This window comes from Brevibacterium sp. MGP-B1, assembly GCF_057766545.1.
The window spans coordinates 428,511-455,133 of sequence record NZ_CM173407.1; the positions used below are offsets into that span (position 1 = coordinate 428,511).

At 65.9% G+C, this 26,623-nt stretch carries 26 protein-coding genes; 19 read left to right on the forward strand and 7 right to left on the reverse strand.

The genetic code is table 11. From position 1 onward, the window contains the following. The first annotated feature begins 38 nt into the window (after positions 1-38). The 14 genes from AC3CD9_RS01900 (at position 39) to ccsB (ending at position 14,430) form a co-directional block, all read left to right on the forward strand. A complete protein-coding gene (locus tag AC3CD9_RS01900) occupies positions 39-1,235 on the forward strand; it encodes an acetoin utilization protein AcuC (RefSeq protein WP_488366059.1) in 1,197 nt (398 codons plus the stop codon). Positions 1,236-1,465: 230 nt separating this feature from the next. Then, positions 1,466-1,564, forward strand: coding sequence for a 30S ribosomal protein bS22 (locus AC3CD9_RS01905; RefSeq protein WP_009882927.1), 99 nt, complete (start codon positions 1,466-1,468; stop codon positions 1,562-1,564). Positions 1,565-1,636: 72 nt separating this feature from the next. Further along, positions 1,637-1,882, forward strand: coding sequence for a glutaredoxin family protein (locus AC3CD9_RS01910; RefSeq protein ID WP_172173720.1), 246 nt, complete (start codon positions 1,637-1,639; stop codon positions 1,880-1,882). Positions 1,883-1,909: 27 nt separating this feature from the next. After that, on the forward strand, positions 1,910-2,605 hold the full coding sequence (locus AC3CD9_RS01915) for a redox-sensing transcriptional repressor Rex (protein WP_039206526.1): 696 nt from the start codon (positions 1,910-1,912) through the stop codon (positions 2,603-2,605). Next, on the forward strand, positions 2,602-5,079 hold the full coding sequence (gene hemA, locus AC3CD9_RS01920; protein WP_488366060.1) for a glutamyl-tRNA reductase: 2,478 nt from the start codon (positions 2,602-2,604) through the stop codon (positions 5,077-5,079). Before AC3CD9_RS01915 ends, hemA begins: the two co-directional genes overlap by 4 nt. Beyond that, positions 5,076-6,680 carry a bifunctional uroporphyrinogen-III C-methyltransferase/uroporphyrinogen-III synthase gene (locus AC3CD9_RS01925; protein WP_488366061.1) on the forward strand — a complete coding sequence of 535 codons (1,605 nt, stop codon included), beginning with the start codon at positions 5,076-5,078 and terminating at the stop codon, positions 6,678-6,680. The genes hemA and AC3CD9_RS01925 overlap by 4 nt, the downstream gene beginning before the upstream one ends. 1 nt (position 6,681) lies before the next feature. Then, positions 6,682-7,710: a porphobilinogen synthase gene (gene hemB / locus AC3CD9_RS01930; RefSeq protein ID WP_488366063.1), complete on the forward strand. Its 1,029-nt coding sequence runs from the start codon at positions 6,682-6,684 to the stop codon at positions 7,708-7,710. Next, complete coding sequence (locus AC3CD9_RS01935) at positions 7,710-8,177, forward strand: MarR family winged helix-turn-helix transcriptional regulator (protein WP_488366064.1); 468 nt, start codon at positions 7,710-7,712, stop codon at positions 8,175-8,177. Before hemB ends, AC3CD9_RS01935 begins: the two co-directional genes overlap by 1 nt. Before the next feature lie 69 nt (positions 8,178-8,246). After that, entirely contained in the window at positions 8,247-9,608 is a 1,362-nt protein-coding gene (gene hemL / locus AC3CD9_RS01940; protein WP_488366065.1) for a glutamate-1-semialdehyde 2,1-aminomutase, read from the forward strand. Further along, positions 9,605-10,246: a histidine phosphatase family protein gene (locus tag AC3CD9_RS01945; protein WP_488366066.1), complete on the forward strand. Its 642-nt coding sequence runs from the start codon at positions 9,605-9,607 to the stop codon at positions 10,244-10,246. The genes hemL and AC3CD9_RS01945 overlap by 4 nt, the downstream gene beginning before the upstream one ends. Then, on the forward strand, positions 10,243-10,842 hold the full coding sequence (locus AC3CD9_RS01950; protein ID WP_488366068.1) for a TlpA family protein disulfide reductase: 600 nt from the start codon (positions 10,243-10,245) through the stop codon (positions 10,840-10,842). Before AC3CD9_RS01945 ends, AC3CD9_RS01950 begins: the two co-directional genes overlap by 4 nt. Continuing rightward, positions 10,839-11,603, forward strand: coding sequence for a cytochrome c biogenesis CcdA family protein (locus AC3CD9_RS01955; protein WP_488366069.1), 765 nt, complete (start codon positions 10,839-10,841; stop codon positions 11,601-11,603). Before AC3CD9_RS01950 ends, AC3CD9_RS01955 begins: the two co-directional genes overlap by 4 nt. Beyond that, a complete protein-coding gene (resB, locus tag AC3CD9_RS01960) occupies positions 11,603-13,270 on the forward strand; it encodes a cytochrome c biogenesis protein ResB (RefSeq protein ID WP_488366070.1) in 1,668 nt (555 codons plus the stop codon). Before AC3CD9_RS01955 ends, resB begins: the two co-directional genes overlap by 1 nt. Before the next feature lie 155 nt (positions 13,271-13,425). After that, complete coding sequence (ccsB, locus tag AC3CD9_RS01965; protein ID WP_139907266.1) at positions 13,426-14,430, forward strand: c-type cytochrome biogenesis protein CcsB; 1,005 nt, start codon at positions 13,426-13,428, stop codon at positions 14,428-14,430. 535 nt (positions 14,431-14,965) lie between these two features. On the opposite strand, the gene AC3CD9_RS01970 is transcribed toward ccsB, so the two are convergent. Then, positions 14,966-15,409, reverse strand: a complete 444-nt coding sequence (locus AC3CD9_RS01970) for a PLD nuclease N-terminal domain-containing protein (protein ID WP_488366071.1) — start codon at positions 15,407-15,409, stop codon at positions 14,966-14,968. 84 nt (positions 15,410-15,493) lie between these two features. Between AC3CD9_RS01970 and AC3CD9_RS01975 the strand changes: the two genes are divergently transcribed. After that, a complete protein-coding gene (locus tag AC3CD9_RS01975; protein ID WP_101546796.1) occupies positions 15,494-15,784 on the forward strand; it encodes a DUF4229 domain-containing protein in 291 nt (96 codons plus the stop codon). Between the two features lie 134 nt (positions 15,785-15,918). Here AC3CD9_RS01975 and AC3CD9_RS01980 read toward each other — a convergent pair whose 3' ends face one another. From AC3CD9_RS01980 to AC3CD9_RS01990, 3 genes are read right to left on the reverse strand one after another with little or no spacing between them, the layout of a single operon-like run. Beyond that, a complete protein-coding gene (locus AC3CD9_RS01980; RefSeq protein WP_488366072.1) occupies positions 15,919-16,851 on the reverse strand; it encodes a 1,4-dihydroxy-2-naphthoate polyprenyltransferase in 933 nt (310 codons plus the stop codon). A 38-nt stretch (positions 16,852-16,889) separates the two neighbouring features. Further along, positions 16,890-18,128 (reverse strand): AMP-binding protein, encoded by a 1,239-nt coding sequence (locus tag AC3CD9_RS01985; RefSeq protein WP_488366073.1) that lies wholly within the window; start codon positions 18,126-18,128, stop codon positions 16,890-16,892. A gap of 19 nt (positions 18,129-18,147) precedes the next feature. Further along, positions 18,148-19,068: a 1,4-dihydroxy-2-naphthoyl-CoA synthase gene (locus tag AC3CD9_RS01990; RefSeq protein ID WP_488366074.1), complete on the reverse strand. Its 921-nt coding sequence runs from the start codon at positions 19,066-19,068 to the stop codon at positions 18,148-18,150. A gap of 113 nt (positions 19,069-19,181) precedes the next feature. Here AC3CD9_RS01990 and AC3CD9_RS01995 point away from each other — a divergent pair, with 113 nt between their 5' ends. Then, complete coding sequence (locus AC3CD9_RS01995; RefSeq protein ID WP_488366075.1) at positions 19,182-20,330, forward strand: o-succinylbenzoate synthase; 1,149 nt, start codon at positions 19,182-19,184, stop codon at positions 20,328-20,330. A 52-nt stretch (positions 20,331-20,382) separates the two neighbouring features. On the opposite strand, the gene AC3CD9_RS02000 is transcribed toward AC3CD9_RS01995, so the two are convergent. Together AC3CD9_RS02000 and AC3CD9_RS02005 are read right to left on the reverse strand one after the other, a co-directional pair. Further along, positions 20,383-21,093: a hypothetical protein gene (locus AC3CD9_RS02000; RefSeq protein ID WP_488366076.1), complete on the reverse strand. Its 711-nt coding sequence runs from the start codon at positions 21,091-21,093 to the stop codon at positions 20,383-20,385. Between the two features lie 15 nt (positions 21,094-21,108). Beyond that, positions 21,109-22,638: an alpha/beta hydrolase gene (locus tag AC3CD9_RS02005; RefSeq protein WP_488366077.1), complete on the reverse strand. Its 1,530-nt coding sequence runs from the start codon at positions 22,636-22,638 to the stop codon at positions 21,109-21,111. 59 nt (positions 22,639-22,697) lie between these two features. On the opposite strand from AC3CD9_RS02005, the gene menD reads away from it, so the two are divergent. The 3 genes from menD (at position 22,698) to AC3CD9_RS02020 (ending at position 25,130) form a co-directional block, all read left to right on the forward strand. Beyond that, positions 22,698-24,470 carry a 2-succinyl-5-enolpyruvyl-6-hydroxy-3-cyclohexene-1-carboxylic-acid synthase gene (gene menD / locus AC3CD9_RS02010; RefSeq protein ID WP_488366078.1) on the forward strand — a complete coding sequence of 591 codons (1,773 nt, stop codon included), beginning with the start codon at positions 22,698-22,700 and terminating at the stop codon, positions 24,468-24,470. 144 nt (positions 24,471-24,614) lie between these two features. Beyond that, positions 24,615-24,875 (forward strand): type II toxin-antitoxin system Phd/YefM family antitoxin, encoded by a 261-nt coding sequence (locus AC3CD9_RS02015; RefSeq protein ID WP_488366079.1) that lies wholly within the window; start codon positions 24,615-24,617, stop codon positions 24,873-24,875. Beyond that, entirely contained in the window at positions 24,876-25,130 is a 255-nt protein-coding gene (locus AC3CD9_RS02020; RefSeq protein WP_488366080.1) for a Txe/YoeB family addiction module toxin, read from the forward strand. A gap of 103 nt (positions 25,131-25,233) precedes the next feature. On the opposite strand, the gene AC3CD9_RS02025 is transcribed toward AC3CD9_RS02020, so the two are convergent. Further along, a complete protein-coding gene (locus tag AC3CD9_RS02025; protein WP_488366081.1) occupies positions 25,234-26,604 on the reverse strand; it encodes an isochorismate synthase in 1,371 nt (456 codons plus the stop codon). Positions 26,605-26,623: the final 19 nt, after the last annotated feature.

The following is a 26,623-nucleotide window of genomic DNA, read 5'->3' on the forward strand; positions in this document are numbered from 1 at the left end:
ATCGGCGCAAGTGAGCTGTGCCATATAGCATGGTGGGCATGGCCGAAAATGATGTGTATGTCGTTTGGGACGACGAGGTGACCGGTTACAACTTCGGTCCCAGCCACCCCATGCACCCTCTCAGGCTCGACCTGACAGCGAAGCTCGCCGACGACTTCGGACTCTTCGGCGCAGACAACGTCCACGTCAATCCCATCGGTGAGATCGATGAGGCGAAGCTCGCCCGCCTCCACGACCCCGACTACATCGCCGCGGTCAAGCAGGCCGGCACCGAAGAGGGCCTCGAGGAGCAGGACGCGAACAGATACGGAATCGGCACCGAGGATGTTCCCGGGTTCGAGAATATGCACACCGCCTCGGCGCTTCTGTTCCAAGGCAGCGTCAACGCCGCGAACGCGATCATCTCCGGGGACTTTCGGCGCGCGGTGAACTTCTGCGGCGGAATGCACCACGCGATGCCGGGCAAGGCCAGCGGGTTCTGCGTCTACAACGACGCGGCCGGAGCGATCACCGAATTCCTCGACGCAGGATACGAGCGCATCGTCTACCTCGATATCGACGCCCACCATGGTGACGGTGTCGAGACGTTCTTCTGGGACGACCCGCGAGTGCTCACGATCTCGATCCACGAGTCGGGGAAGTTCCTCTTCCCCGGCACCGGATTCCCCGCCGATATCGGGGGACTCAAGGCGGCCGCCTCGGCGGTGAATATCGCCTTGCCCCCGCGCACGGGCGACGCGGACTGGCTGCGCGCCTTCGATGCCACGGTCCCGCAGGTCGTCGCCGCCTTCGAACCTCAGGTCATCGTCTCCCAGCACGGGTGTGACGGTCACCGGGCGGACCCGCTGACCCATATGCGCCTGAGCGTCGACGCGATGCGCATCGCCGCCGAACGCATCCGCGACCTCGCCGTCGACCATGCCGATGGACGCTGGCTGTCCGTCGGGGGAGGGGGCTACGCGATCATCGACGTCGTGCCCCGCGCTTGGACGAACCTCCTCGCCGTCGCCGCCGGCCGCGATATCGATCCCGGAGCCCGGATCCCCGGACGCTGGGCGTCCTACGCGCAGACGAAGACCGGGCGCGAGGCGCCGCTGTCGATGACCGACGGCTTCGACGGGGCGTTCGAACCATGGTCGAAGGGGTTCGACCCCGAAGTCGAACTCGACCGTGCCGTGATGGGCACCCGGAAGAACATCTTCCCTTTCTTCGCGCTCGACCCCTACTTCGACTGAGCGCGACGGGTCGACGCCGGTCGACCCGGCCGAACGCGAGTCCGGTCCTGCCGTGCACGCCACCCGGACCGAACCCGATCCCCGCGTCCGCGCGGATCGCCTGGCACCGCCGTTGTGGATCTGGACACAGTTTTGGGAAAGCAGGCGGCCAAGCGATAGAATTGCACGGTTAGTTCAATGGGTGGGCACCTGATGTTCACCCTCCACCGACAAGCACAAGGGGTACCCGAGTGGGCTCAGTCATCAAGAAGCGCCGCAAGCGTATGTCGAAGAAGAAGCACCGCAAGCAGCTTCGCAAGACACGTCACCAGCGTCGCAACAAGAAGTAAGACCCAACGGTCCTACGCCCCCGCTCGAGTGATTTCTCGGCGGGGTTTGTTGCACCCGATGAGGAGTGAGCCATGGTCGATCTGACCTTTCTCACGCGTGTCGACTGCCATCTGTGCGCTGATGCGCTGCAGACCGTCACCGAGGTGGCTGCGGGCAGAGATGTGACCGTGACCGAGATCGACATCGATACAGATGACGATCTGGCCGCGCAGTACGGCTGGGACGTTCCGGTCGTTCTCCTCAACGGGCGACAACACAGTTTTCATCGAGTCGATAGGGATCGGCTGTCCAAGGCGCTCGACGCCTTGGGCGCATGAGATCGATTGAAGGAGTGAGGCGGATTCGTGGGCGAGATTCTGTCCGCCAACAGGATTGAGGGTGTCGTTCGCAAGGACGTACCCGAGCGCGTGATATCCCGACTCCCGATCTATCTGCAGACCGTCGAGACGATTGCCGCCACCGGCCAGGACACGGTTTCGTCGGAGGACCTTGCCGCTCGCAGCGGTGTGTCCCCGTCGATTCTGCGCAAAGACCTGTCCCAGCTGGGGCGATCGGGAACTCGTGGGGTCGGCTACTCCTGTCCGGAGCTGGCCGCGACGCTGCGGACGTTCCTCGGCCTCGACCGGGACCGCCGCGTCGCCATCATCGGCGCCGGACGTCTCGGCTCGGCGCTGGCCGACTACGCCGGATTCCGTCGGCGCGGCCTGCGTCTGACCGCCGTCTTCGACATCGACGAGGAGAAGATCGGCACCTCCATCGGCGCCCTGACCGTCTCTTCCCTGGACGACCTTCCCGCCTGGTCCGAACACATCGACCTGGTGGTCATGGCCGTCCCCGCAGCCGCGGCACCCGCGGCGGCCCAGAAGGCCGTCGAAGCAGGTGTGCGCGGCATTCTCAACTTCTCACCCACCGTGCTCGACGCACCGGATACCGTGCGTGTCCATCAAGTCGACTTGGCCAGTGAGCTGCAAGTACTCGCATACTATTCGGCGCTGGACACGGCACCGCTCAACCCTGGTTTTGAGGAGCACAGGAATTGACTCTCTTGGTTCTCGGCATTTCACATCAGTCGGCTCCGATCGACATGCTCGATCGGATGGCCTTCGGCGCCGGTGAGGTCGGCACTCTGCGACGGGACGCCTTGGCCGGAGAGAACATCGAGGGACTCGCCGTGCTCTCGACGTGCAATCGTCTCGAACTCATTGCCGACGTCTCCGCCTTCCACGGAGGACTGGCCGACCTCGGCAACGCGCTCGTGTCGTCGATCGACAAAGAATGGTCCGATATCGCCGGGCACTTCTACGCCCACTACGACCATCAGGCCATGGAGCACCTGCTCAAGGTCGCCTGCGGACTCGACTCCATGGCCATCGGCGAAGCCCAGATCCTCGGTCAGCTCCGGACGGCGTTCACGGATTCGCAGTCGGACAAGGCGCTGACCTCCGAACTCTCCCAGGCACTGCAGCAGGCGCTGCGTGTGGGCAAGCGCGCCCATTCGGAGACCGACCTCGGAGACGTCGCCCGGTCCCTGTTCGGCGCAGGCATCGAAGCCTCGGCCGCGCACATCGGGTCCCTGCGTGCCGCGAATGCCCTCGTCATCGGCGCCGGAGCCATGTCGGGGCTCGTCGTGTCCGGGCTGCACAAGGAAGGCGTCGCCCACATCACCGTGCTCAACCGGACGCTCGACAAGGCCGAACGCCTCGTCGCCGAGGTGGGCGGACGTGCCCGCGAACTCACTCCGCGCATCATGGCCGAGGAGATCGCCGACGCCGACCTCATCGTCTCCTGCACCGGTGCCCGCGGAGTCGTCGTCAGCCGCGACGACATCGTCGCCGGACTCTCACAGAACCCGAAGGGCGCAGCGAACAAGGCCTTCATCGACCTCGCCCTGCCGCACGACATCGACCCCAGCGTCCGCGAGTTCGAACATGTCGCCCTCTTCGGCCTCGGCGAGATCCGCGAACTGCTGCGCCGCTCCGATAAGGAAAGCGATGCGAAGGTCGCCGGCACCATCGACGAAGTCCGCGCCATCATCGCCGCCGAGCTGGAGAACATCGCCACCGGCAACAAGGAGCGCTCGGTCGCTCCGACCGTGACCGCTCTGCGCTCCCACGCCAAAGATGTGCTCGCCTCCGAGACACAGCGCCTGGAGAAGAAGCTCGGTGACTCCGTCGACGAGAAGGCGTTCGCAGAGATCCGCAAATCCCTGCACCGGGTGGCGGAGAAGCTCATTCACACCCCGACCGTGAAGGTCAAGGAACTCGCTGTGACCGAATCCGAGGTCGACTACGCCCAGGCTCTCATGCAGCTCTTCGACCTGCCGGTCAACAAGGTCGCCCACGCCAAGACCGCTCCGGAGACGAAGGTCGCGAAGGCCGCCAGCGCGCATCATGTCGAGGCCGACGGCATCCGCCCGGTCGCCGATCACACCCTCGACATCGTCGAACCCGAACACTTCACCGGCCGCACCGTGCGTCTGGGCACCCGCCGGTCACAGCTGGCTCGCTCCCAGTCCACGGCGATCGCCCACCAGATCGCGGCTCTGACCGGCTGGCGCGTCGAGATCGTCGAGGTCGTCACCGAGGGCGATGTCAACATGTCGCCTCTGGCCGGCTTCGGCGGCACCGGAGTCTTCGTCTCCGCCGTCCGCCAGGCCCTCCACCAGGGCAAGATCGATCTGGCCGTGCACTCGCTCAAGGACCTGCCCACCACCCCCGAGGCGGGAATCCAGATGGCAGCCATCCCACCGCGCGTCGACCCGGCCGATGTCCTCATCGGCCGCGACGGGCTGAGCCTGAACGACCTGCCCTCCGGGTCCGTCATCGGCACCGGTTCGCCGCGTCGTGCCGTTCAGCTGCGTGCCGCACGTCCCGATATCGAGGTCCGCGGAGTGCGCGGAAACGTCGACACCCGGATCGCCCATGTCCGCGACGGCCGTCTCGACGCAGTCGTCCTCGCCGCCGCCGGAGTGCGTCGCATCGGGCGTCTGGCCGAAGCCACCGATTCGCTCAACTTCGATGTCATGCTCCCGGCCCCGGGCCAGGGAGCCCTGGCGGTCGAGACGCGCAGCGCCGACAGCGCCTTCGCCACCACCGCGGACATCCTCGACGGCGACGCCGAGGTGCGGGCCGCGCTGCGCCGGATCCACGACCAGACGACCGACCTCGCCGTGACCTGCGAGCGGGCGATCCTCTCCCGTGCCGAAGCCGGCTGCTCGGCTCCGATCGGCGCGCTGGCGAAGATCGAAGGCACCGAGTTCATCGTCGACGCCGTGATGGCCGATGATGACGGCAAGCTCGCCCGCACGCGTCAGAGCACCGAGCTGCCCGCCCTGCTCGAAGTCGACTGGAGCAGCACCGGAGAACAGCAGCTGTCGGTGACCGCGAAGGAACTCGCCCGTATTGCCGATGAACTCGGCACCGCAGCGGCCGAGGATCTTCTGGGACGCCTCGGCATCGACCCGGCCGCCAGCGCCGAACACCTCACCCCCGTCAAGGCTCAGGAGCAGGGATGAACAGCGAACCGACAACGGGCCAGGTGCAGCCGCGCCGACTCCTGCCGGCAGCCCCACGAGTCGTCTTCATCGGCAGCGGACCCGGCGAATCCGGTCTGATGACGATGCGCGGCGCCGAGATCCTCGCCACCGCCGAAACCGTCGTCTACGACGCCGATGTGCACTCCGAGATCGTCACCGCCTATGTGCCGCAGGCCGCAACGCTCATCGATGCCGCCGACCTCGGAGTCGCCGCCTCGACCCGAGGCCGCCGCATGGCCGAACTCGCCCGCCCGGACAAGACCGTGGTGCGGCTGAGCTCGGACGACGGCATCATCTTCACCACCACGACTGCGGAAGCCGGAGTCTGCCGCAAGGAACAGGTCGAGGTCGAAATCGTGCCCGGAGTGGGACTCTCCGCCTCGACGGCGGCTTATACCGGAACGGCTCTGACGACCAACCGCGTCCGGTCGGTGCGCTTCATCGAAGCGGGACCGCAGACCCATGTCGACGTCTCCCGCCACCGGAACACGACCCATGTGCTCACCGGCAGCGCAGCCGCCCACGAACAGGCCATCGAGGCCCTGCTCGCCGACGGCTGGGACGAGGACACGAAGGTCCTCCTCGGGTGGGGGATCTCCACCATCGAGCAGACGAGCGTGGAGACGACCTTGAAGCAGGCGCTGTCCATGGCGCAGACAGGTTCGGATCGTATGGTGGTGATCATGGGGCAGGGAGTGGAATCCAGAGGAGAGCTCAGCTGGTTCGAATCCAAACCGCTCTTCGGCTGGCAGGTGCTCATCCCGCGGACGAAGGAACAGGGCACCTCCACCGCTGAAGCCCTGGCCGAACTCGGGGCCGTCGGCACCGTGGTGCCGACCATCGCCGTGCAGCCGCCGCGCACCCCGACCCAGATGGAGAAGGCGATCCGCGGCCTCGTCGACGGATCCTACGAATGGGTCGGCTTCACCTCCGTCAACGCCGTGCGTGCCGTGCGCATGTGGTTCGAAGACTTCGGACTCGACTCCCGTTCGATGGCAGGCGTCAAGGTCGCCGCCGTGGGCGGTCGCACCGCGGCAGCGCTGGTCGACTGGGGAATCACCCCCGACCTCGTCCCCGACGGGGAGCACTCCGCTCGCGGGCTGGCCGCAGCCTGGCCGGACTTCGTCGATGACATCGACCCGATGAACACGGTGCTCCTGCCCCGTGCCGATATCGCCACCGAGGTGCTTGTGGCCGGGCTGCTGGAGAAGGGCTGGGACCCCGACGACGTCACCGCCTACCGCACCGTGCGCGCCTCCCCACCGCCGGCTCCGATCCGCGAATCGATCAAGGCCGGCGACTTCGACGCCTTCCTCTTCACCTCCTCATCGACGGTGCGCAACCTCGTCGGCATCGCCGGCAAACCCGCCCCCACCTCGGTGATCTGCTGCATCGGCCCGGCAACGGCGAACACCGCAGCCGAACACGGACTGCGCGTCGACGTCCTCGCCGAGGAAGCCAACCTCACCTCTCTCATCGACGGTCTCGTCGAATTCGCACTCACCCAGCGCGCCGATGACGTGGAAGCCGGGATCTCCCCACAGCGTCCGAGTCAGAAGCGCCGCAGAAGGAAGGCCTGACATGTCATTGGTTCCCGGAACCGTCCGTCCCCGTCGGCTGCGGTCGACCCCGGCCCTGCGTCGCCTCGTCTCCGAAGTGCGGCTGAACCCCTCCGAGCTCATCCTGCCGATGTTCGTCAAGGAAGGCCTGAGCGAACCTCTGCCGCTGGGCGGAATGCCCGGAGTCGTCCAGCACACTCTGGATTCCCTCCTCGACGCCGCTCGGGAGGCCGTCGCGGCCGGGGTCGGAGGGGTGATGCTCTTCGGCATTCCCGAGCACAAGGACGAGATCGGCTCCCAGGCCGATGACCCCGACGGCATCCTCAACCGCGCGCTGCGTCTCCTGGCCGACGACCTCGGCGAGGAGACGGTCGTCATGGCCGATCTCTGCCTCGATGAGTTCACCTCCCATGGTCACTGCGGAGTCCTCGATTCCGCCGGGGGAGTCGACAACGACGCCACCCTCGACCGCTACGCTTCGATGGCGCTGGCCCAGGCCCGCGCCGGAGCCGAGGTGCTCGGGCTGTCAGGCATGATGGACGGCCAGGTCGCCTACTGCCGAGAAGCCCTCGACGCCGCCGGATTCACCGACACCGTGGTCATGGGCTACACCGCGAAGTACGCCTCCGCCTTCTACGGTCCCTTCCGCGAAGCCGTCGACTCCGAGCTCAAGGGCGACCGCAAGACCTACCAGCAGGATCCCGCGAACGGTCGCGAGGCGCTGCGCGAACTCGGCCTCGACCTGGCCGAAGGCGCCGACATCGTCATGGTCAAGCCGGGTCTGCCGTATCTCGACGTGCTCGCCGAGGTGGCCCAGGAATCGATCGTGCCCGTGTGGACCTACCAGGTGTCCGGAGAGTACGCGATGATCGAATTCGCGGCCGCCGCCGGAGCCATCGACCGGGAGAAGGCGATCGAGGAGTCCCTCATCGCCTTCAAACGTGCCGGTTCCGATGCGATCCTCACCTACTGGGCCACCGAGGTCGCCCAGCGCCTCCAATCCGAGGCCGCGGGCCATCTGACCAAGCGCAGCGCAGACGGAGGCCGGTGATGACCGAGCCTCGCTGGCTGTCGGCCGTCGACCAGAAGGCCTGGCGCAGCTACCTCAGCGGTTCTCAGTTGCTCAGCACACAGCTGGACAAGGAGTTGCGTGAGAAGCACGGCATCGGCCTGCCCGAATACGAGATCCTCGTGCGTCTGTCCGAACACGATGACCGGACGATGCGGATGGCGCTGCTGGCCACCGATACGACCATGTCGCGGTCACGGCTGACCCACAGCGTCGCCCGAATGGAGAAGCGCGGACTGCTCGAGCGCTCTGCCATCCCCGAGGACGGCCGTGGGGTCAACTGCGTGATGACCGAGGCCGGATGGCAGCTGCTGCGGGCCGCGGCACCCGATCATGTCGCCGGAGTCCGCAGCCACCTCGTCGATCTCCTCGACCCCGAGGAGATGGAGATCCTGGGGCGGATCTTCACCAAAGTCTTCGACCATATGACAGACATCGACGGCTCCTGAGCCGTCCCCACGCGTAACTGAGAACGATCCCGGGACGAAACCCGACCCGCGAAGAATCAGAGGAGAATCATGACGACAGCAGAGACGAACGGTCACACCACCGATCGGTCCGCCGCCCTCTTCACCCGCGCCGAGGCGGTCATCCCCGGCGGAGTGAACTCCCCGGTCCGCGCGTTCAAGGCCGTCGGCGGCACCCCCCGTTTCATCACCGAGGCGACCGGTGCGTGGCTGCGCGACGCCGACGGCAACGACTACATCGACCTCATCGGCTCGTGGGGTCCGATGATCATGGGCCACTCCCGCCCCGAGGTCGTCGCCGCCGTCCAGGAAGCCGCCGTCAAGGGATTCTCCTTCGGCACCCCGTCGACCGGTGAGGTCGAACTCGCCGAGGAGATCGTTCGCCGCGTCGATCCCGTCGACCAGGTGCGCCTCGTGTCCTCGGGCACCGAGGCGACGATGTCGGCGATCCGTCTGGCCCGCGGTTACACGGGACGGTCCAAGGTCGTGAAGTTCGCCGGCTGCTACCACGGTCACGTCGACTCGCTGCTGGCCCAGGCCGGCTCCGGGCTGGCCACGTTCTCTCTGCCCGACACCCCGGGAGTCACCGGAGCCCAGGCACAGGACACGATCGTCGTCGACTACAACGACGCTGCCGGGCTCGAAGCCGTATTCGCCGAACACGGGGAGGACATCGCCTGTGTCATCACCGAGGCCAGCCCCGGCAATATGGGCGTCGTGCCTCCCCGCGACGGTTTCACGAACACCATCCGCCGGCTGACCAAGGCCCACGGTTCGCTGATGATCAGCGACGAAGTGATGACCGGCTTCCGCGTCTCCGCCGCCGGCTGGTACGGCTATGAGTCCGAGACTCTCGGCTACCCGGAGGGCCCGGCCGACCTGTTCACCTTCGGAAAGGTCATGGGCGGCGGCTTCCCGGCAGCGGCCTTCGGCGGTCGCGCCGAGATCATGGCCCACCTCGCCCCGTCCGGCCCCGTCTACCAGGCCGGAACGCTCTCGGGCAATCCGGTGGCCACCGCTGCCGGACTGGCCACTCTCAAGCTGACGACCGAACTCGACGTGTACTCGCATATCGGTCGTGCCGCGGACACTCTGCGCCCGGCCGTCGCCGCCAGCCTGGAGGCCGAAGGCGTCGCCCACGTCATCCAGTCGGCGAACTCGATGTTCTCCGTGTTCTTCACCGACACCGACGTGACGAACTACGACCAGGCACGGGCCCAGAACGTCGACCGCTACACCGCCTTCTTCAACGCCATGCTCGATCAGGGCATCCATATGCCCCCGAGCGCGTTCGAAGCCTGGTTCCTGTCCTACGCCCACACCGATGAGATCCTCGACCGGATCATCAGCGCCCTGCCTGCGGCAGCCAAGGCTGCGGCCGCGGTTCCGGAGGTCGGGAAGGCGCAGTCATGACCACCATCCACCTCGTTCGTCACGGCGAAGTCGACAACCCCGACGGCATCCTCTACGGACGCCTGCCGCAATTCGGTCTCACCGAGCGGGGACACGAGATGGCTGTGCGCGTGGCCGAGCACTTCCATGCCGCGCCCACCCGTCCGGTCGAACTCGTCGCCTCCCCGCTGCTGCGGGCCCAGCAGACGATTCGTCCGCTGTCGAAGTCTCTCGACCTGCCCGTGTTCGACGACGACCGGGTCATCGAGGCGGCGAATTCCTTCGAGGGACAGAAACTGGGCGTGCGACGCCTGGCCGAGCCGAGGAACCTGGTGCGCCTCTACAACCCGCTCACCCCGTCCTGGGGAGAGCCGTACAAGCAGATCGTGCTGCGCATGCGGGCCGCGATGGCCAGTCTGAGAGCCAAGCTCGACCTCCACGGTCCGGACGCCGAAGGAGTCATCGTCTCCCACCAGCTGCCGATCTGGATGACCCGCCTGTCGGGGGAGGGACGTTCACTCGTCCACGACCCGCGCAGACGCGAATGTGACCTGGCTTCTATCACCAGTTTCACATTCGATTCCTCCACACTGGTGTCCGTGAGTTATGAGAGCATCTGTGCGGATCTGCAGCCGGGCACCGCGGTGGCGGGAGCATGAGCTTCGGACGCCATTCCCTCAACCGTCGGGCCCTCTTCACCTCGGCGCTCGCCGCCGGAACGGCCCTGGCGCTCAGCGCCTGCAGCGAGAACGATGAGCTGGCCGATCAGGCCGGATCCGACCAGGGATACGTCTCCGGCTCGGGAGTCGTCTCGCAGGTAGCGGCCGAGGACCGCGGCGAACCCCTCGACCTGAGCTTCGAGACCCTCGACGGGAAGTCGATGTCCCTGGCCGATCTGCGTCCCGCCCCGGTCGTCGTCAACCTCTGGTACGCGGCGTGCCCACCGTGCCGGAAGGAAGCCCCGGACCTGAAGTCCGTATCCGAGGAATTCGGGGATAAGGCCCAGTTCATCGGCGTGAACGTCCGTGACCAAGAGGCTGCAGCCAACGCGTTCATCCAGAACTACCAGGTGCCGTACCCGAACATGCTCGATACGAACGGTGAGATGGTATCTCTGCTCTCCGGAGTCCTGCCCCCGCAGGCCACCCCCTCGACGGTGGTCCTCGACGCGAAGGGCCGCGCCGCGGCCAGAGTCGTCGGTGAGATCGATGCCTCGACTCTCAAGGGACTCATCGAGGACGTGCTGGCCGAGTGAGTGGACTCGGGGCGGACTTCGCCCAGACCGTCCTCTCCGGCCCGCTGCTGCTGGCTGCCGGCGCAGCGGCCCTGGCCGGACTCGTCTCGTTCGCCTCCCCGTGCGTGCTGCCCCTGGTTCCCGGCTATGTCGGGTACGTCACCGGGCTGTCCGGATCATCGCTGAGGGACAAGCAGACGTGGCGAGTGGTCGTGGGCATCAGCCTGTTCGTCCTCGGCTTCACCGTCGTCTTCGTGCTGCTGGGGACCAGCTTCTCCGCGCTGGGAGCGCTGTTCTCCCAATGGCAGTCGGTCATCCTCCGCGTCCTCGGCGTCATCGTCATCCTCGCCGGTTTCGTGTTCATGGGCGGATTCGGACTGCTGCAGAACGAACGTCGCATCCGTGCCAGACCGAAGGCCGGACTCTGGGGCGCACCGTTGCTCGGAGCGACCTTCGCCCTCGGGTGGGCACCCTGTGTGGGGCCGACCCTGTCGGCTGTGCTGAGCATGTCGGTGAGCTTCGGCGGTGACGGGATGATCTGGCGCGGAGCGCTGTTGGCCTTCGTCTACTGTCTGGGCCTGGGCATCCCGTTCATCCTCCTGGCGCTGGCGATCCACAAGGGCGCGGGGCGACTCGTTTGGGTGCGGAAGCATCAGACCGCGATCGTGCGGGCCGGGGGCATCATGCTCATCATCCTCGGCGTGCTCATGGCCAGCGGCGTATGGAACATGTGGATGACCTCTCTGCAAGGTCTCATCAATGGATTCGAAGTGGTGATCTAGTGGCGGGCTCAACCGAAGGCTCGGAGAAGACGCAGCCGAAATCGGGTGCGAAGACGACGGCGAAGCAGGGAGACAAGCCTGCCGCGAAGTCGACCGTGACGCAGCCGCAGCTCGGGTTCATCGGCATGTGCCGGTGGGCCTGGACCCAGCTGACGACGATGCGTGTGGCTCTGATCCTCCTGCTCATCCTCGCCCTCGCCGCGATCCCCGGATCTCTGCTGCCGCAGCGGATCCAGGACCCGGGTCGAGTGAACACCTTCCTGGAGAACAACGGTGCCTGGGGGCAGTTCCTCGACACGATCCAGATGTTCGACGTCTACTCCTCGGTCTGGTTCTCCGCGATCTACCTGCTGCTGATGATCTCCCTCATCGGCTGCATCATCCCGCGGACGAAGCAACACTGGAAGGCGATGCGCTCGTCCCCGCCCAAAGCACCGAGGCGGCTGTCCCGGATGCCCGGATACGCCACCTTCACCTCGGCGCAGGCAGACGCAGAGACCCGTAAGGATGCGGATGAGGCATTTCTCGGTGCAGCGGAGGCCCGGCTGAAGAAGTCGGGGTACCGCATCAACCGGCAGTCCGATCACATCGCCGCCGAACGCGGCTATCTCCGCGAGACCGGCAACCTCGTCTTCCACATCGCGCTGCTCATGGCGACCCTGACGATGGCGATCGGATCGCTGTTCGGCTACGAAGGTCAGCGCATCCTCGTCGAAGGGGAGACGTTCTCGAATTCGCTGGTCTCCTACGATTCCTTCGAACCCGGCTCCTACTACGATGCCGACAATCTGCCGGACTTCCGGCTCAAGCTCGATTCCTTCACCTCCACCTTCGACGATCAGGCGGCGGGCAACCAGTTCGGTCAGCCGCGCACCTTCGACGCGAAGGTGACGACGACGGCGGACGGGACGACCGAATCGCACGTCCTCAAGGTCAACGAACCGGTGCGCGTGGGCGGGGTCGGCGTCTATCTCACCGGCAACGGCTATGCCCCCGAGGTGACCGTGCGCGATGCGAAGGGCGATATCGTCCAGTCCGGTCCGCAGGTGTTCATCCCGGACGGCGGGGACCCCGGATACACCTCCGAGGGCGTCATCAAGGTCCCGGATTCGGCCGGCACGCAGATGGGCTTCGTCGGGGTGTTCCTGCCGACGGCCGCACAGAATGAGAACGGTGAGCTGATCTCCAGCTTCGCCGAGCTGCGCAACCCCTACCTCGTGATGAGCGGGTACACCGGCGACCTCGGCCTCGATTCCGGAGTCCCGCAGTCCGTGTACTCTCTCGACGCCGAGAACATGACGGAGATGACCGATAAGTCGGGCAACCCGCTCGTCATCCAGCTCGCCGAGGGGGAGACGCAGAAGCTGCCGAACGGCGGTTCGGTGACTTTCGACGGAGTCAAGAAGTACATCGCCGTCGACATCTCCCAGGACCCGACACAGGCGCTCATGCTCATCAGCGCGATCCTCGTCCTGGCCGGGCTCGGCCTGTCCCTGTTCATTCCGCGCCGACGCGTATGGGTGCGGATCAAGAACGGCGACGCCGAGGTGGCCGCCCTGGCCCGCGGTGAGGATCCGATGGTCGAGCGCGCCGTCGATGACCTGGTCAAAGACCTGCGCGATCCGGAACCCGATGAGGGTGAGCACGGTGACGACGACGAAAGATGAACCCGAAGTACTACGCGGAGTAGAATAGCCGCGGAGTGCGCGTCGCCGGTGGCTTCGTCACGGAGTCGGCAGGGCGCGCACCGACATATGGTCGGACAGAGAGTCTGGCAGCTGCAACCTGCGACAGAAGAGCACTTCAGCGGTGCGGAGGATGAATGGACGTCAACACTGACCTCGCAATGTGGTCGAACCAGCTGATCATCTCGGCGATGATCGTCTACGCCGTCGCCATGATCTTCTACGCCTTCGATCTCTTCGGCGCGCGTGAGCTCAAGACCTCCGAAGCCGAGGTCGCCACCTCGGCCAAGGCCAGCACGGTGCGGCGGACGAACCGGAAGACGGCGACGACTGCCGTCCTCGACCGACCCGGCGATGACGACTCCGCGACGGTGAAGTCGTCCCGCAAGAACAAGCACCGCGGAGCCCGCATCGGCACCTCGCTGCTCGTGCTCGCCATGCTGCTGCACGTCGGCGGAGTGCTCACCCGTGCCCTGTCTGTCTCCCGTGTGCCGTGGGGCAACATGATGGAGTACGTCCTCACCGCCACCGCGATCACCGTCATCGTCTTCCTCGTCGTGCTGACGAAGAAGGACGTGCGCTACCTGGGAACGTTCGTCTCCGGGGGAGTGCTGCTGTGCCTGGGACTGGCGATCACCGTCTTCTACACGCCTGCCGCGAAGCTCATCCCGGCGCTGGATTCGTACTGGATCGCCATCCACGTGCCGATCGCGATCCTCTCGACCTCCCTCCTCTACATCTCTGCGATCCTGGCGGTCTTCCAGATCCTGAAGAGCGTGCACGAGACCAAGGATCCGAAGTGGCTGCGGTTCCTGCACCGTCTGCCCTCGAGCACTGACCTCGAGCGGATCTCCTACCGAATCGCGGCAGTCGGCTTCATCACCTGGACGTTCACACTCATTGCCGGTGCCATCTGGGCCGAGGTGGCCTGGAGCCGGTACTGGGGCTGGGATTCGAAGGAGATCTGGACGTTCGTCGTCTGGGTCATCTATGCCGCGTACCTGCACGCTCGTGCGACCCGCGGTTGGGGCCCGACGAAGGTGGCCGTGCTCAACCTCATCGGCATCGCCTCGGTGATCTTCAACTTCACCGTCGTCAACATGTACTTCAACGGCCTGCACTCGTACTCCGGACTCGACTGAGGCGTTGCGTCGCTCTCAGGGCCGCTCTGACGTCCAGCACCGGGACCACCGCCCGCACCGGGGAACCAACGCCTGCACCGGGAACCACCGCGCGCGCCCGGGACCACCGCCCGCACCGGGAGCCATATCTGCTGACGGCCCAGTCTGAGGCGAACAGCCCATGTTTGAAACAGGGCTCTCCGCCTAAGACTGGGCCCTTTGCGTGCTGGTTCGCTGCCGTGATCCGGCGGCGGACAACAGTTTCGGCTCAGTCTGCTCTGAACTCACCACGTTCCTCGGTGTGTAATTCAGAGAAAGCAATGACTATTCGCCGAATGGCGGCGTGGCAACGCACCTGCGGTATCGATGCCGTCGTCGAACAGCGGCAGTGCGGTGCGGCTGCACTGCGGCAGGGGGCGAGAGCGGGAAGCTGCTTGTCCGCGAAGGCTGTCTGCTTCACAGCAGCAGCTGGCAGTCGAGGGGTCTCTTACCGCGGAGACGTCTTCACGCGAGGATGGTCTCGCACGCCAGAGGCGATAGTTCGCCGAGGATGTGCTCAGTTCGAGCGGCCGCGGCCGTCTCCCTTGGTACCCCGGTCGTCGGAGTCGGCTGACGTATCGGCGGCGGAATCAGCGGGATCACCGTCATCATCTGACTCAGCAGAATCATCGCGCGGAGATTCCTTCTCGTCGCCGTCCTGAGCCGGAGGCGCATGCTTGCCGAGTTTGAGCTCGCGATCGACCTGTCGCAGATAGTCCGGATCATCATCCGGGGCGACCTGACCGCGAGGGCGGGTGCCGCGGGTGGGCTTGTCTTCCGAACCGCGTCCGAACAGATACCAGAGGATGAATCCGAGGACGGGGATGAAGAGGATGATGAGTGCCCATGCAGGTTTGGGCAGGACTCGAATCAGACCCCGATCGCGCAACAGGCAATCGAAGAGTCCGTACAGTGTCACCGCTGCCGCCAGGACGATCGCGGCAATGAGTAGTCGAGCCATGCAACAAGGATAGTCCACCAACCTGAGCGCGGCCTCCAGCGGGCGGTGACAAGACTGTCACGATCGGAGGCTAAAATGAGTTCAATGCGCACCTTCTGGCTCTACACACTCGCTCGCTTCGGCCTCATCATCGCCGCCGGCCTCGTTCTGTTCCCGTTCCTCGGCTTCAACCTGGTCATGGCGATCGCCGCCATCATCATCGGCGCACTGCTGAGCTACCTCCTCTTGGGCAAGATGCGCGCCCAAGCAGCGACCGAGATCGAAGCGAAGGTCGCCAAGCGGGCCTCCAAGCCCAAGCGTGTCGGTGCTGATGAAGCGGCAGAGGATGAGATCGTCGAGGAGCGTCTCGGAGAAGACGGCGACCAGTCCAAATGAGCTGTGGCTCAGCCAAATGAACTTGTGGCTCAGCCGAATGAGCTGCGGCTCGGCTGAGCCGGTTCAGATCGGAATGAGCTGAGGCCATTCAGAGCGCTGAGCTTTGGAACACCAGGCGTCAGCATTGAAATGCCTCAGAGCGCCAGTCCGAGGCCCATCAGTGCGGAGAAGGCCAAACCGGTCAGTCCAGTGGATTTGATCGGCGGAATCAGGCCAGGGCCCGATGTGCCGCTGAGCACCGTCTTGAGTGGGTTGAGTGCTGGGACGAGGGCGAGGATCGCCAATGCCACGGCGGGATGTCCGTCGAGGATCGCCAGTGCCAGTAGCGCGAACGGCAGCAGCACGAGCACCGCATAGGTGATGCGTGCGGCATTGTCGCCCATCCTCACAGCCAGGGTGATCTTGTCTGCCTCGATGTCTGTCGGGATATCGCGGAGGTTGTTGACCATGAGCACAGCCGAGGCCAGAGACCCGATTGCCACGGCACCGGCCCAGCCGCTGAGACTGAGATGTCCGACCTGCATCCACATCGTGCCCAAGGTCGCCACGAGCCCGAAGAACACGAACACGAAGACCTCGCCGAGGCCCATATAGCCATAGGGGCGTTTGCCCCCGGTGTAGAACCAGGCGGCGGCGACGGCTGCGGCACCGACGACGAGGAACCACCACGCCTGTGAAATGAGGATGAGCACGATGCCCGCGACCCCGGCCAAGCCGAAGAAGATGAAGGCGGCTCGTTTGACCTCGTGAGGTTCGGCCAGTCCGGTCGCGGTGAGCCGGACGGGTCCGACGCGTTCGTCATCGGTGCCGCGGATGCCGTCGGAATAGTCGTTGGCGTAGTTCGAGCCGATCTGCAGACACAGGGAGACGAGGAGGGCGAGGAATCCGCGCAGCAGGATCTGTCCGAAGCTGACGTGGTCGCCCTTGCCCGAGATGTCGTCGAGGATGAAGGCGGTGAATCCGCCGAGCGATCCGATCGCGGCGCCGGTTCCGATGAGGACGGGTGCGAGAGCCAGGGGCAGAGTTCGCAGTCGAGCTCCAGAAATCCACTGGGCGGCATCAGCCATAGTCCTCGCTCACCTTCCTGTCGGTTTGTGGAGCCGTCTTATGTTACCGGTTGTTCACCGGTATGGGTATTCGCATCACGCGCCATGAGATCGGCAGCGATGCGGGCTGCCGCCCGGCGATCGGGCTTGCCGATCGACCGGTTCGGAATCTCGGCGACCGGGAAGACGAGCTGCGGCAGCAGCTGCCCCGTCATCCCGTGATCGAGAGCGTTGAGTCTCTGTGCCGATTCTCGCGGATCCTCGGCTCCGACACCACCTCCGCCGTCGGCGAGGCGGACGAGCGCGACGATCCGTCTGCCCCATTCCTCGTCGGGCACCCAGGTCACGAGCATCTCCTCGATTCCCGCCTTCTGCCAGCTCGGCAGCAGGCCGGTCTCCAGGGCGTGCGGGGAGACGTTCGTCCCTCCGGAGACGATGATGTCATCGGCTCGACCGAGGACGCTGAGCACACCGGAATCGATCCGGCCCAGATCGCTGGTGTGCGTGATCCGCCGTCCCGCCTCGTCGACGGTGAGGGTGGGGGAGTCGACCGGCCGGATGGTTCCGTCGATGCCGATCTCGACGTAGCCGTCGGCGACGACGGGGCCGCTCAGGTCGATCGTTCCCGCCTCGGTGATGGTGACGTCGACGCCGTCGAACGGAACCCCGTCATAGACGCAGCCGCCCGCCGTCTCGCTCATCCCGTAGGTCCGTACGATCGCCAGGCCCGCGGCCTCGGCGCGCTCGAGCAGGGACGGTGAGATCGCCGCCCCGCCGAGGAGGATGTGCGTGATCCGCGCGGCTGCAGCGGTCGCCGCGTCGTCCTCGAGGATGCGGTGGAGCTGGGTGGGCACGAGCGAGGTGTACGTCGGTCGGTCGCCCGCCCGTTCCAGCAGAGTCGTGACCTCGGCGGCGAAGGACTGGGCGGTGAACCTCGCCGAGGCGGCCCTGACCGGGGCGCGGCCCGCCAGGCGGGCGCGCAGCTCGACTTGGAACCCGGCGATGTGGTTGACCGGCAGGCACAGATGCCAGTCACCCGGCCCGGAGAGGAACCGTTCGGTCGCCTGGGCCGAGGTTGTCAGCGCGTCAGCTGACAACGCCACCGCTTTCGCCTTCCCTGTCGACCCGGAGGTGAAGAGGATGAGGGCCGGAGCGGGACGAGGTCCTGCCCACTTGCCGGGGGACACCTCGGTGACGGCGCCGTCCCGATCCGAGGGGAGGATGAGGATCGAGGTCCTGGTCAGTGCCCGATCAATGGCCTCGGGCAGCTCGTGAGGGCTGAGTTCGCGCGTGGACACAGTTGTGGGTACCGGCCGCTCAGTAGTACCAGGGGAACGGCGACCAGTCGGGATCGCGCTTTTCGAGGAAGGCGTCGCGGCCTTCGACCGCTTCGTCGGTCATATAGCCCAGTCGGGTGGCTTCTCCGGCGAAGACCTGCTGGCCGACGAGCCCGTCGTCGACGAGGTTGAAGGCGAACTTGAGCATGCGCTGCGCGTTCGGTGACTTGCCTAGGATCTCTCGCGCCATCTGCAGGGCTGCGGTCTCGAGGTCGGCGTGGTCGACGACTTCGTTGACGGCTCCCATATCGGCCATCTCCTGCGCGGAGTAGGTGCGGCCGAGGAAGAAGATCTCGCGGGCCTTCTTCTGCCCGACCATCTTCGCCAAGTACGCGGAACCGTAGCCGGCATCGTAGGAGCCGACATCGGCATCGGTCTGCTTGAACTTCGCGTGTTCGCGTGAGGCGATCGTCATATCGCAGACGACGTGGAGGCTGTGGCCTCCGCCGGCTGCCCAGCCGGGGACGACGGCGATGACGACCTTCGGCATGGTGCGGATGAGGCGCTGGACCTCGAGGATGTGGAGGCGGCCGGCACGCGCCGGATCGACGCTTTCACGGGTCTCACCGGAGGCGTACTGGTAGCCGGAGCGGCCGCGGATGCGCTGGTCGCCGCCGGAGCAGAAGGCCCAGCCGCCGTCCTTCTCGCTCGGGCCGTTGCCGGTGAGCAGCACGGCGCCGACGTCGGAGGTCTGGCGGGCATGGTCGAGGGCGCGGTAGAGCTCGTCGACGGTGTGGGGACGGAAGGCGTTGCGGACTTCGGGGCGGTCGAAGGCGATGCGCACACAGCCGATGTCGTTGCCGGTGGCGGGGTCGATGGCCCGATGGTAGGTGATATCAGTGAAGTCGAAGCCGGAGACTTCGCGCCAGGCAGAAGGGTCGAAGAGTTCAGAAACCGTCATGACCCCAGCCTAGCGCTTGGTCATTGTGGTGAGGTCCGGGGCCGGGCGGCGGATGCTGAGGTTCCGAACGGCAGGCAGGGGTGGTCAGGTCGGCGGGGGGCTAGTCTGGGCTCATGGCCGATTTCGCACGTTCGCACCCTGGCACACTGGCCTCAGAGGCTCTGGCTGCCGCACCGCTTGACCTGCCCGAACGCTTCGATGAGGTCATCGAGGACCTGCATGTCGTGCGGCTGCCGATGGTCACCCGGTTCCGGGGGATCACGGAGCGGGAAGTGGCGCTCTTCACCGGCCCCTCCGGATGGGCGGAGTTCTCCCCGTTCGTCGAATACGGCATCGAGGAGGCCAGCCGATGGCTGCGCGCCTCCCTCGAATTCTCCGGGCTGATTCCGCAGAAGACCGCCCTCGCCGAGGCGGCCCCCTCCGCCGTTCCTATGCGCGGTTCCGTTCCGGCGGAGACGAGCGGTGAGACCGTCGACGTCAACGGCACCCTGCCCGCCTGTCCACCCGATCAGGTCGCACCGATCCTGTCTCGATATGGCCGGGTCGGCACCGTGAAGGCGAAGGTCGCCGAGCACGGATTCGCCTCCCTCGACGAGGATCTGACACGCCTGCGGGAATTCCGCAGGCTCTACCCCGAGACGACGCTGCGCCTGGACGCGAATGCCGGATACACGCTCAGCGAAGCCCTTCAAGCCTGTGAGGCCTTTGCCGAGTTCGACCTCCAATACTTCGAACAGCCCGTGCCCGAGGTCGAGCAGCTGGCCGAACTGCGCGATGAGCTTGCCCGGCGAGGACTGCCGATCGTCATCGCCGCCGACGAATCCATCCGCAAAGCCGAGGACCCGCTGCGCGTGGCCGAACTCGGAGCAGCCGAGGTCATCATCGTCAAGGTCCAGCCGCTGGGCGGAATCCGTGCTGCCCTCGAGGTCATCGGCGCTTCAGGGCTGCCTGCCGTCGTCTCCTCGGCTCTCGAGTCATCCGTCGGCCTGGCCGCCGGAGCCGAACTCGCCGCCAGACTGCCGCGCACCGACCGCAGCCGGGACATCCTCGGCGATCGGGTGGCCTGCGGTCTGGGCACCGGGCGCCTCTTCACCGCCGATGTCGTCGCCGAGGACGAGGCCCTGACTCCGGTCGACGGCGCCATCCCGGTCACGCGAATCGTCCCGGACCCTGATCGCCTGCAGCAGCTGGCGGTGGATCCGGGACGATTCGATTGGTGGGCTGAGCGGCTGCAGAACTGTTGGAGCGCCCTGCGAGGCTGAGCCGATTCTGTTTGAACTGATTCCGCCTGAATCGACTCGCGGGTGAACCGGCTCAGCCTGCGTTCTTCACCGCGTCGACGAAGGCACCGGCGGTCTTCGTCACGGTGGCCTCTTCGACATCGGCGATATTGGAAACGGCCACGACGTTGTTGCCGACGAGGGCGTAAACCATGCGCAGGTTCATGGCTGTCTGTCCGCCGGCCTCGACGGAGGCGACGATTCCATTGGTCTCGTCTGCCCCGTCGACCTTGGCGTCGAAGGTCTTGTACTTCATCGACATCTCGACGCCGGCGGTCTTGATCTTCACATCGCTGCATTCTTCTGCGATCTTCGAGGCGCCCTCGACCTGGGTCTGTGCGCCGTCCAGATCGTCATAGCTCGACAGTGCCGCGGAGAGGATGTTGTCGGTGGAGGTTCCAGCGACCGTGGTGCCTTTGGCAGCGAGGTTGGCGTTGAGGAGGTTCATGGTGATGTCTTTGCACTTGGCCGGTTCGAACTCAGAACTCTCCAGAGCCTTGACTGCCTCGCTGGAGGAATTGCCAGCACCGTCGACGGCCTTGAACGACTGACCCTCGGCCTTGGTCGACTCAAGGATCTCCTTGAGCTTCGCCTCATCGAGTTTGCTTGCCTGCGGGGTCTCTTCGGCTGACGCCTGCGAGGAGTCACCGCCGCTGTCAGCCTGGTCCGGCTTGTCTCCTCCACCCGTGCAGCCGACGAGGGAGAGTCCGGCGAAAAGAGCGATGGCTGGGAGTATGCGTTTCATGGTTGACCTCTCGAGTCAGCGTTCTGAAGAATCAGCGGCCGTCGATTCGCGACCGCTCTCAATATAAACGCCAGTGGGATCGTCCGTGGTTTCTGTCTGTGGCGGATCTGGAACATCGGCTGTGGATCTTTCGCCATCGACGTCTGGCGTGTCGCCCGGCGCCGAGGCAATCCTCACCGTGGTTACCTCGTCCTGCCCCAGCGCGGCGAAGTGAGCGGTGCGTTTTCCGGGGATGATCGGATCGTGCATGGCCGCGGCCAGGCGGCCGGTGAATGTCAGCCGCCCTTTCTTGTCGGCCTTCTGCTGATAGGCATTGTCCCCGCCGGGACCGGACACGCAGATGTCGTAGCGGCGGCCGGGATCGAAGAGACCTGGAGTGCGCACGCGGAAGCTGCCAGTCCCGGTCAGAGAGAAGCCGGCGGCGCTGACTGCGTCGAAGCGCACCACCTGCGCGCGACGACGGGAGATCTCCACCCGCCACCCATGGATGTCGAAGAGGGCATGGCCGGTGAGGAAGGTGAACTGTCCGCCATCGGCCACGCGATCGGTCCGACCGCGATCCGAACTCGCATAGTTGCGCCGCCTGGCGAGGGTCTTCAACCAGGCCCCGAGTTCCCGTTCCCAACTCGTCCAGTTGTGCAGACCGCTGGTGCGCGGAAACCAGGAATGGCGGATTCCGAGGGAATTGAGACGGGCAGAGAAGCGCTCGCCCTGCGAACTGATCATCGATTCCAGCAAGTCGCGATCCTTCGCCCCTTCGAGGCTGCCGGAACCGGCGCTGAACCACAGGTCGAGGCCGCGGAGGTTCTCGGCCAGAGCGTACGGGGAATTCGCCAGCCATTCGCTGCTGTCGAGAGCGGGATCGCCGAACAGGCTCAGTGATCGCGCGCCTTCGCGCATCGCGATGATGTCGAAGGCGGGCACGGTCGACAGGGGATCCAGAGGAGAGGAGAACGCGGCGGCCGATCCGTACCTGTCGGGATGCCAGGCCGCGTACTTCATCGCCCCGTACCCGCCCATCGACAGCCCCGCCGCCAACTGGCTGGCAGGCGCCCAGTCGACGGAGAAATTTGCCTTGAGGAACGCCGGGATCTCTTCGGTGTGGAAGCGCGGCCAGTCGTGGACTTCGCTGCCGACAGCCAGACGCGAATAGGTTCCTGCCCCGCCGTCGGGCATGACGACGAGGTACGGGGAGTCGAGGGTGAGCTCCTCGGCGGATCCGAAATCCGTCCATGAGCGGAAATCATCGCCGCCTCCGTGGAAGAGGTGGATGACGGGGCTGACCTCGGCGGGAATCCCCGGCAGCAGCACACGCACGCCGACGGTGCGACCGAGCGCGGGGGAGTAGAGGAAGAATTCGCGCAGCCTCGGGGAGAGTTTCCGTTTGTCCCGGATATGCCAGGTCCGGGCATCCTTGCCACGGAGTTCGGGGCCGAGGAAGGAGGTGGTCTGGTCGCGAGCGGGATAGCGTCCGCGATGGGAGCGGGCCGCGGTCAGAGTGCGGATGGCTCGTGCTCCCATCGCAATGATCAACGAGCGGCGCATTTCTCGAGGTTAGAGGGCGGAGGTGAACCACAGGTGGTCAGGTGGTTGAATATCAGGTGATGTCGAATTCGAGCGCGGTGGCGCAGCAGATTGCCCGAAGCCTGGTCCATGCCGGGGTCAGTGATGTCGTCTTCGCCCCCGGTTCGCGGTCCGCCCCCTTGGTCTATGCTCTGGCTCCGCTCGCCGAGGCGGGGCTCATCCGCACTCACGTGCGCGTCGATGAGCGTGATGCCGCCTTCCTCGCCCTCGGCCTGGCCCGCGGTCTGCGTGCGCGCGGCAGTGAGTCCGCCGTGGCGGTCGTGACGACGTCCGGCTCGGCCGTGGCCAATCTCCATCCCGCCGTCCTCGAGGCCTCGTACGGGCACCTGCCGCTGCTGGCACTCACCGCGGATCGTCCCGCCAGGCTGCGCGGCACCGGAGCCAACCAGACCATCGACGATCAGTCGCAGGTGCTCAGCGATGTCCGTGCCCGTTTTGACATCCCCTCCGGCGACACGGCCGATGCGGTCGCCCGAGCGATGTCAGACGCCGTTGCCGCGTCATTGGGATCACGCTCGGACACCGCCACCGAGGCGGCCGGCCCCGTCCAAATCAATGTGCAGTTCGACACCCCCTTGGTTCCCACCCCGGAGGAGTTGGGCACGTGGAAGGACGAGATCGGCGAGCTGGTCGGGAACGGCGCCGGGCAGCGTTCGACCACAACCGCGTCGGAGTCTCATTCGAACCTCAGTGTCACCGTGACCGAAGGAACCGTCGTCGTCGCCGGAGACGCAGGCGGGCATTCGGCCGAGTCCCTGCGCGCGCTCGCCGCCGATCATCATCTGCCGGTGCTGGCCGAACCCTCGAGCCCGCTGGCCCGCACCTCTGCCGATCATTCGAGCTCGCCGGCCACCGGAGCGGCCGAAGCGTCGACTCTCGTGCCCGCGCATGCCCGTGTGCTCAGCGAGCATCCTGAGCTGCGCGAGGCGATCCGCACCGTCATCGTCCATGGGAAACCGACACTGACCAGACCCGTCGCCGCGCTGCTCGCCGACAAAACCGTGACCGCGCAGCGCATTCCCGACGCCGTCGATGCATTCGACCTGACCGTCCGCGATGAGAGAACCGTCGCGGACGACGTGACGGCTGCGGGCGAGACACAGGGCACCGCCGCCTCGGGGCCGACCTGGGTTCGCGCCTGGATCGACGCCGGGACGTCGCTGGTCGCAGCCGCACGAACAGAGCGGTCTGCGGAACGATCCCCGGAACCGAGCATGGGAGAGAAATCGGGTGCCGCCTCGGCGAAAGATTTCCAGGCGACGGCCCGGACGATCACCGAGCAGCTGGCCGCCCTGGACATCGTTCTGTTCGTGGCCAGCTCGAACTCGGTGCGCTATCTCAGCGACGCCACCGACCTCCGCGCCCGCATCCACGCCTCACGCGGACTCGCCGGAATCGACGGACTGATCTCGACGGCGACAGGACTGTCGCTGGGCCTGGGGGAGCCGGTCGTCCTGCTCATCGGTGATATCGCCGTGCTCCACGACATCGGCGGACTGCTCACCCCGAGCGCCGAGGATGCCGGTGACGTGACGATCGTCGTGCTCAACGACGACGGGGGAGCGATCTTCTCCGGGCTCGAACATTCCCAGCCCCATCTCGAAGGTTTCCTGGAACGCTATTTCACCGTCCCCCACGGTCGCGGTTTCGCCGACCTCGCTGCAGGGTACGGATGGGATCACGAGCAGGTGACCAGCGCTGAGCAATTTGAAACGACCCTGAGCCAGATCGACGGACGGCGAAACGCACAGGCTCGGCGGATCATCGAGGTGACCGTACCGCAGCAGCAGTAGGATCGTCCGCGGTCCGGAGCCCCGGGCCGGCCGGCGCTTGCCTTCGCCGACTGGCTAACGACAACTCAGGAGCAGGGTGACCGTCCGACGCTGATAGTGGTACCATAAACGGGTACAACTCGTTCGAAAGCGGAGGTCGTCATCATGTCCATCAGCGCAAGCGAGGCGCGCAAGACCCTGTTCCCCCTCATCGAGCGAGTGAATGAGGACCGTGATGCAGTCGAGATAGTCTCTCGCAAGGGCAATGCTGTTCTGATGCCGGCCGACGAATACGCCGCATGGCAGGAGACCGCTTACCTTTTCCGCTCGCCGGCCAACGCCCGCCGCCTGCTCGATGCCTACGATCGTGCCCGAGGTGGAAAGGTCGAAGCTCACGACCTCGATCGCTCGGACGAGGAAACTTGAGTGCGTCTGGTCTGGGACGAGTCGGCCTGGGAGGACTACAAGCACTGGCAGACTGCCGACCGGAAGACACTGAAGCGCATCAACACGCTCATCGACGCCTGCCTGCGTGAACCGTTCTCCGGGATAGGCAAGCCCGAACAGTTGAAGTACGGAGCGCCAGGCGCGTGGTCACGGCGTATCACCGCAGAGCACCGACTGGTCTATCTCGTAGACGACGAGGACCTGGTGATTCTTCAGGCCCGCTACCACTACTGAGCCAAGTGCCCTCTGCGTGGGCACACGGAGCACCTCATCGGTCGACCTCTTCTCACCTTCGCCGACTGGGCCCGCGACAATGCCGGAGAGTTCCGGTGAAAGGTCAGTCTCGGTCGAGACCGAGCGCCCGGCGCATCGGGGCCAGCTTCGCGTTCGTCTCGGCCACCTCGGTGGCGGGATCCGAATCCGGCATGATCCCGGCACCGGCATACAGTCGGATGCGGTTGCGGTCCTCGAGCTGGCCGCAGCGCAGGGCGATGCCGAACTGGCCGTTGCCGCGCCCGTCCATCCATCCCACGGGACCGGAGTAGCGGCCGCGGTCGAGGGGTTCGAGCTCATCGACGTGTGCCACGGCGCTCGCCTGCGGGTAGCCGCCGACGGCAGCAGTGGGGTGGACCGCTGCGGCGACGTCGAGGGCGGTGAGCCCGGAATCGGGGGAGAGGTTCGCCTGCGCATCGGAGGCCGAATGGATGACATTGGCCAAAGGCAGCAGGTGGGGGCGCTCATCGACGGTGACATCCTCGGCGACCGAACCCAGACTGCGCTGCAGCGAGGCGATGGCGAACGCATGTTCGGTGCTGTCCTTGTGCGCGCTCAGCAGCTTCCGAGCCGCCGGCATCTCCTCCATCGGGTTCTTCTCCACCCGGTAGGTTCCGGCCAACACTCGTGAGGTCACTCTGTTGTTCTCGACCCCGATGAGCAGCTCCGGGGTCGACCCGATGAGACCGGCGATGTCGAAGGTCCAACAGCTCGGGTAGCTGCGGTTGAGCGCACCGAGCACCGCACGCACGTCGATGTCCTCTCCGGTGGTGACGACCTCGTCGCGGGCGAGGACGATCTTGCGCAGAGTCGGATCATCCGAGAATGCGTCGACCTCCGCCGAATTGTCGATCGGAGTGAGCATGGCGGCGACCTGCTCGACGAGCCGGGACCATTTGTCGGGATCGAGCTCGCCGGCCTCGGCATGGGCCGAGTGCACGCGCTGCAGCGGTTCGGCATGGAGGATCGGCGGCAGGGGAGGTACCTCGGCCGTCGAGATCGAGGTCAGCCACACGCGGCCGCCGCGGCGGCCGAGAACGAATTCGGGGACATGGATGATCGAATCGACGGCTGATTCCCCCGAATAGGCGACCGTGGCAAAGCACATGAGTCCGGAACCGAGCAGATCGACTTCATCCTCGACCGCAGCCGCCTCGGTGATGGCCTTCCACGCATCCGAGAGTTCGGTGAACCTCTCGGGGCCGCGGGCCCGTATGCGCAGAGTGCGGCCGAAGCCGATGAGGCCGGAGGTGTCACGGACCCAGCAGGAGAAGCCGTCGGTGGGCAGCAGTTCGAGCGTCTGCTCCACGGTCGTGGGCAGTCCCGATTCGAAGGGGAAGCCGGGCCCCGGATCGACATCGTCGACGAAACGGGACCGCACATGCAGGCGCGGAGGGGCGGAGAGGATGTCGGAAGTGCCGAAAGTCGTAGTCATGTCGCCTCGATTCTAGTTG

What these genes read in the sequence shown, in the direction of transcription:
- AC3CD9_RS01900 (WP_488366059.1), top strand. Translation starts at nt 39, where the DNA reads ATGGCCGAAAATGATGTGTATGTCGTTTGGGACGACGAGGTGACCGGT.
- AC3CD9_RS01910 (WP_172173720.1), top strand. Translation starts at nt 1,637, where the DNA reads ATGGTCGATCTGACCTTTCTCACGCGTGTCGACTGCCATCTGTGCGCT.
- AC3CD9_RS01925 (WP_488366061.1), top strand. Translation starts at nt 5,076, where the DNA reads ATGAACAGCGAACCGACAACGGGCCAGGTGCAGCCGCGCCGACTCCTG.
- hemB (WP_488366063.1), top strand. Translation starts at nt 6,682, where the DNA reads ATGTCATTGGTTCCCGGAACCGTCCGTCCCCGTCGGCTGCGGTCGACC.
- AC3CD9_RS01935 (WP_488366064.1), top strand. Translation starts at nt 7,710, where the DNA reads ATGACCGAGCCTCGCTGGCTGTCGGCCGTCGACCAGAAGGCCTGGCGC.
- hemL (WP_488366065.1), top strand. Translation starts at nt 8,247, where the DNA reads ATGACGACAGCAGAGACGAACGGTCACACCACCGATCGGTCCGCCGCC.
- AC3CD9_RS01945 (WP_488366066.1), top strand. Translation starts at nt 9,605, where the DNA reads ATGACCACCATCCACCTCGTTCGTCACGGCGAAGTCGACAACCCCGAC.
- AC3CD9_RS01950 (WP_488366068.1), top strand. Translation starts at nt 10,243, where the DNA reads ATGAGCTTCGGACGCCATTCCCTCAACCGTCGGGCCCTCTTCACCTCG.
- ccsB (WP_139907266.1), top strand. Translation starts at nt 13,426, where the DNA reads ATGGACGTCAACACTGACCTCGCAATGTGGTCGAACCAGCTGATCATC.
- AC3CD9_RS01970 (WP_488366071.1), bottom strand. Translation starts at nt 15,409, where the DNA reads ATGGCTCGACTACTCATTGCCGCGATCGTCCTGGCGGCAGCGGTGACA.
- AC3CD9_RS01975 (WP_101546796.1), top strand. Translation starts at nt 15,494, where the DNA reads ATGCGCACCTTCTGGCTCTACACACTCGCTCGCTTCGGCCTCATCATC.
- AC3CD9_RS01980 (WP_488366072.1), bottom strand. Translation starts at nt 16,851, where the DNA reads ATGGCTGATGCCGCCCAGTGGATTTCTGGAGCTCGACTGCGAACTCTG.
- AC3CD9_RS01990 (WP_488366074.1), bottom strand. Translation starts at nt 19,068, where the DNA reads ATGACGGTTTCTGAACTCTTCGACCCTTCTGCCTGGCGCGAAGTCTCC.
- AC3CD9_RS01995 (WP_488366075.1), top strand. Translation starts at nt 19,182, where the DNA reads ATGGCCGATTTCGCACGTTCGCACCCTGGCACACTGGCCTCAGAGGCT.
- AC3CD9_RS02000 (WP_488366076.1), bottom strand. Translation starts at nt 21,093, where the DNA reads ATGAAACGCATACTCCCAGCCATCGCTCTTTTCGCCGGACTCTCCCTC.
- AC3CD9_RS02005 (WP_488366077.1), bottom strand. Translation starts at nt 22,638, where the DNA reads ATGCGCCGCTCGTTGATCATTGCGATGGGAGCACGAGCCATCCGCACT.
- menD (WP_488366078.1), top strand. Translation starts at nt 22,698, where the DNA reads ATGTCGAATTCGAGCGCGGTGGCGCAGCAGATTGCCCGAAGCCTGGTC.
- AC3CD9_RS02015 (WP_488366079.1), top strand. Translation starts at nt 24,615, where the DNA reads ATGTCCATCAGCGCAAGCGAGGCGCGCAAGACCCTGTTCCCCCTCATC.
- AC3CD9_RS02025 (WP_488366081.1), bottom strand. Translation starts at nt 26,604, where the DNA reads ATGACTACGACTTTCGGCACTTCCGACATCCTCTCCGCCCCTCCGCGC.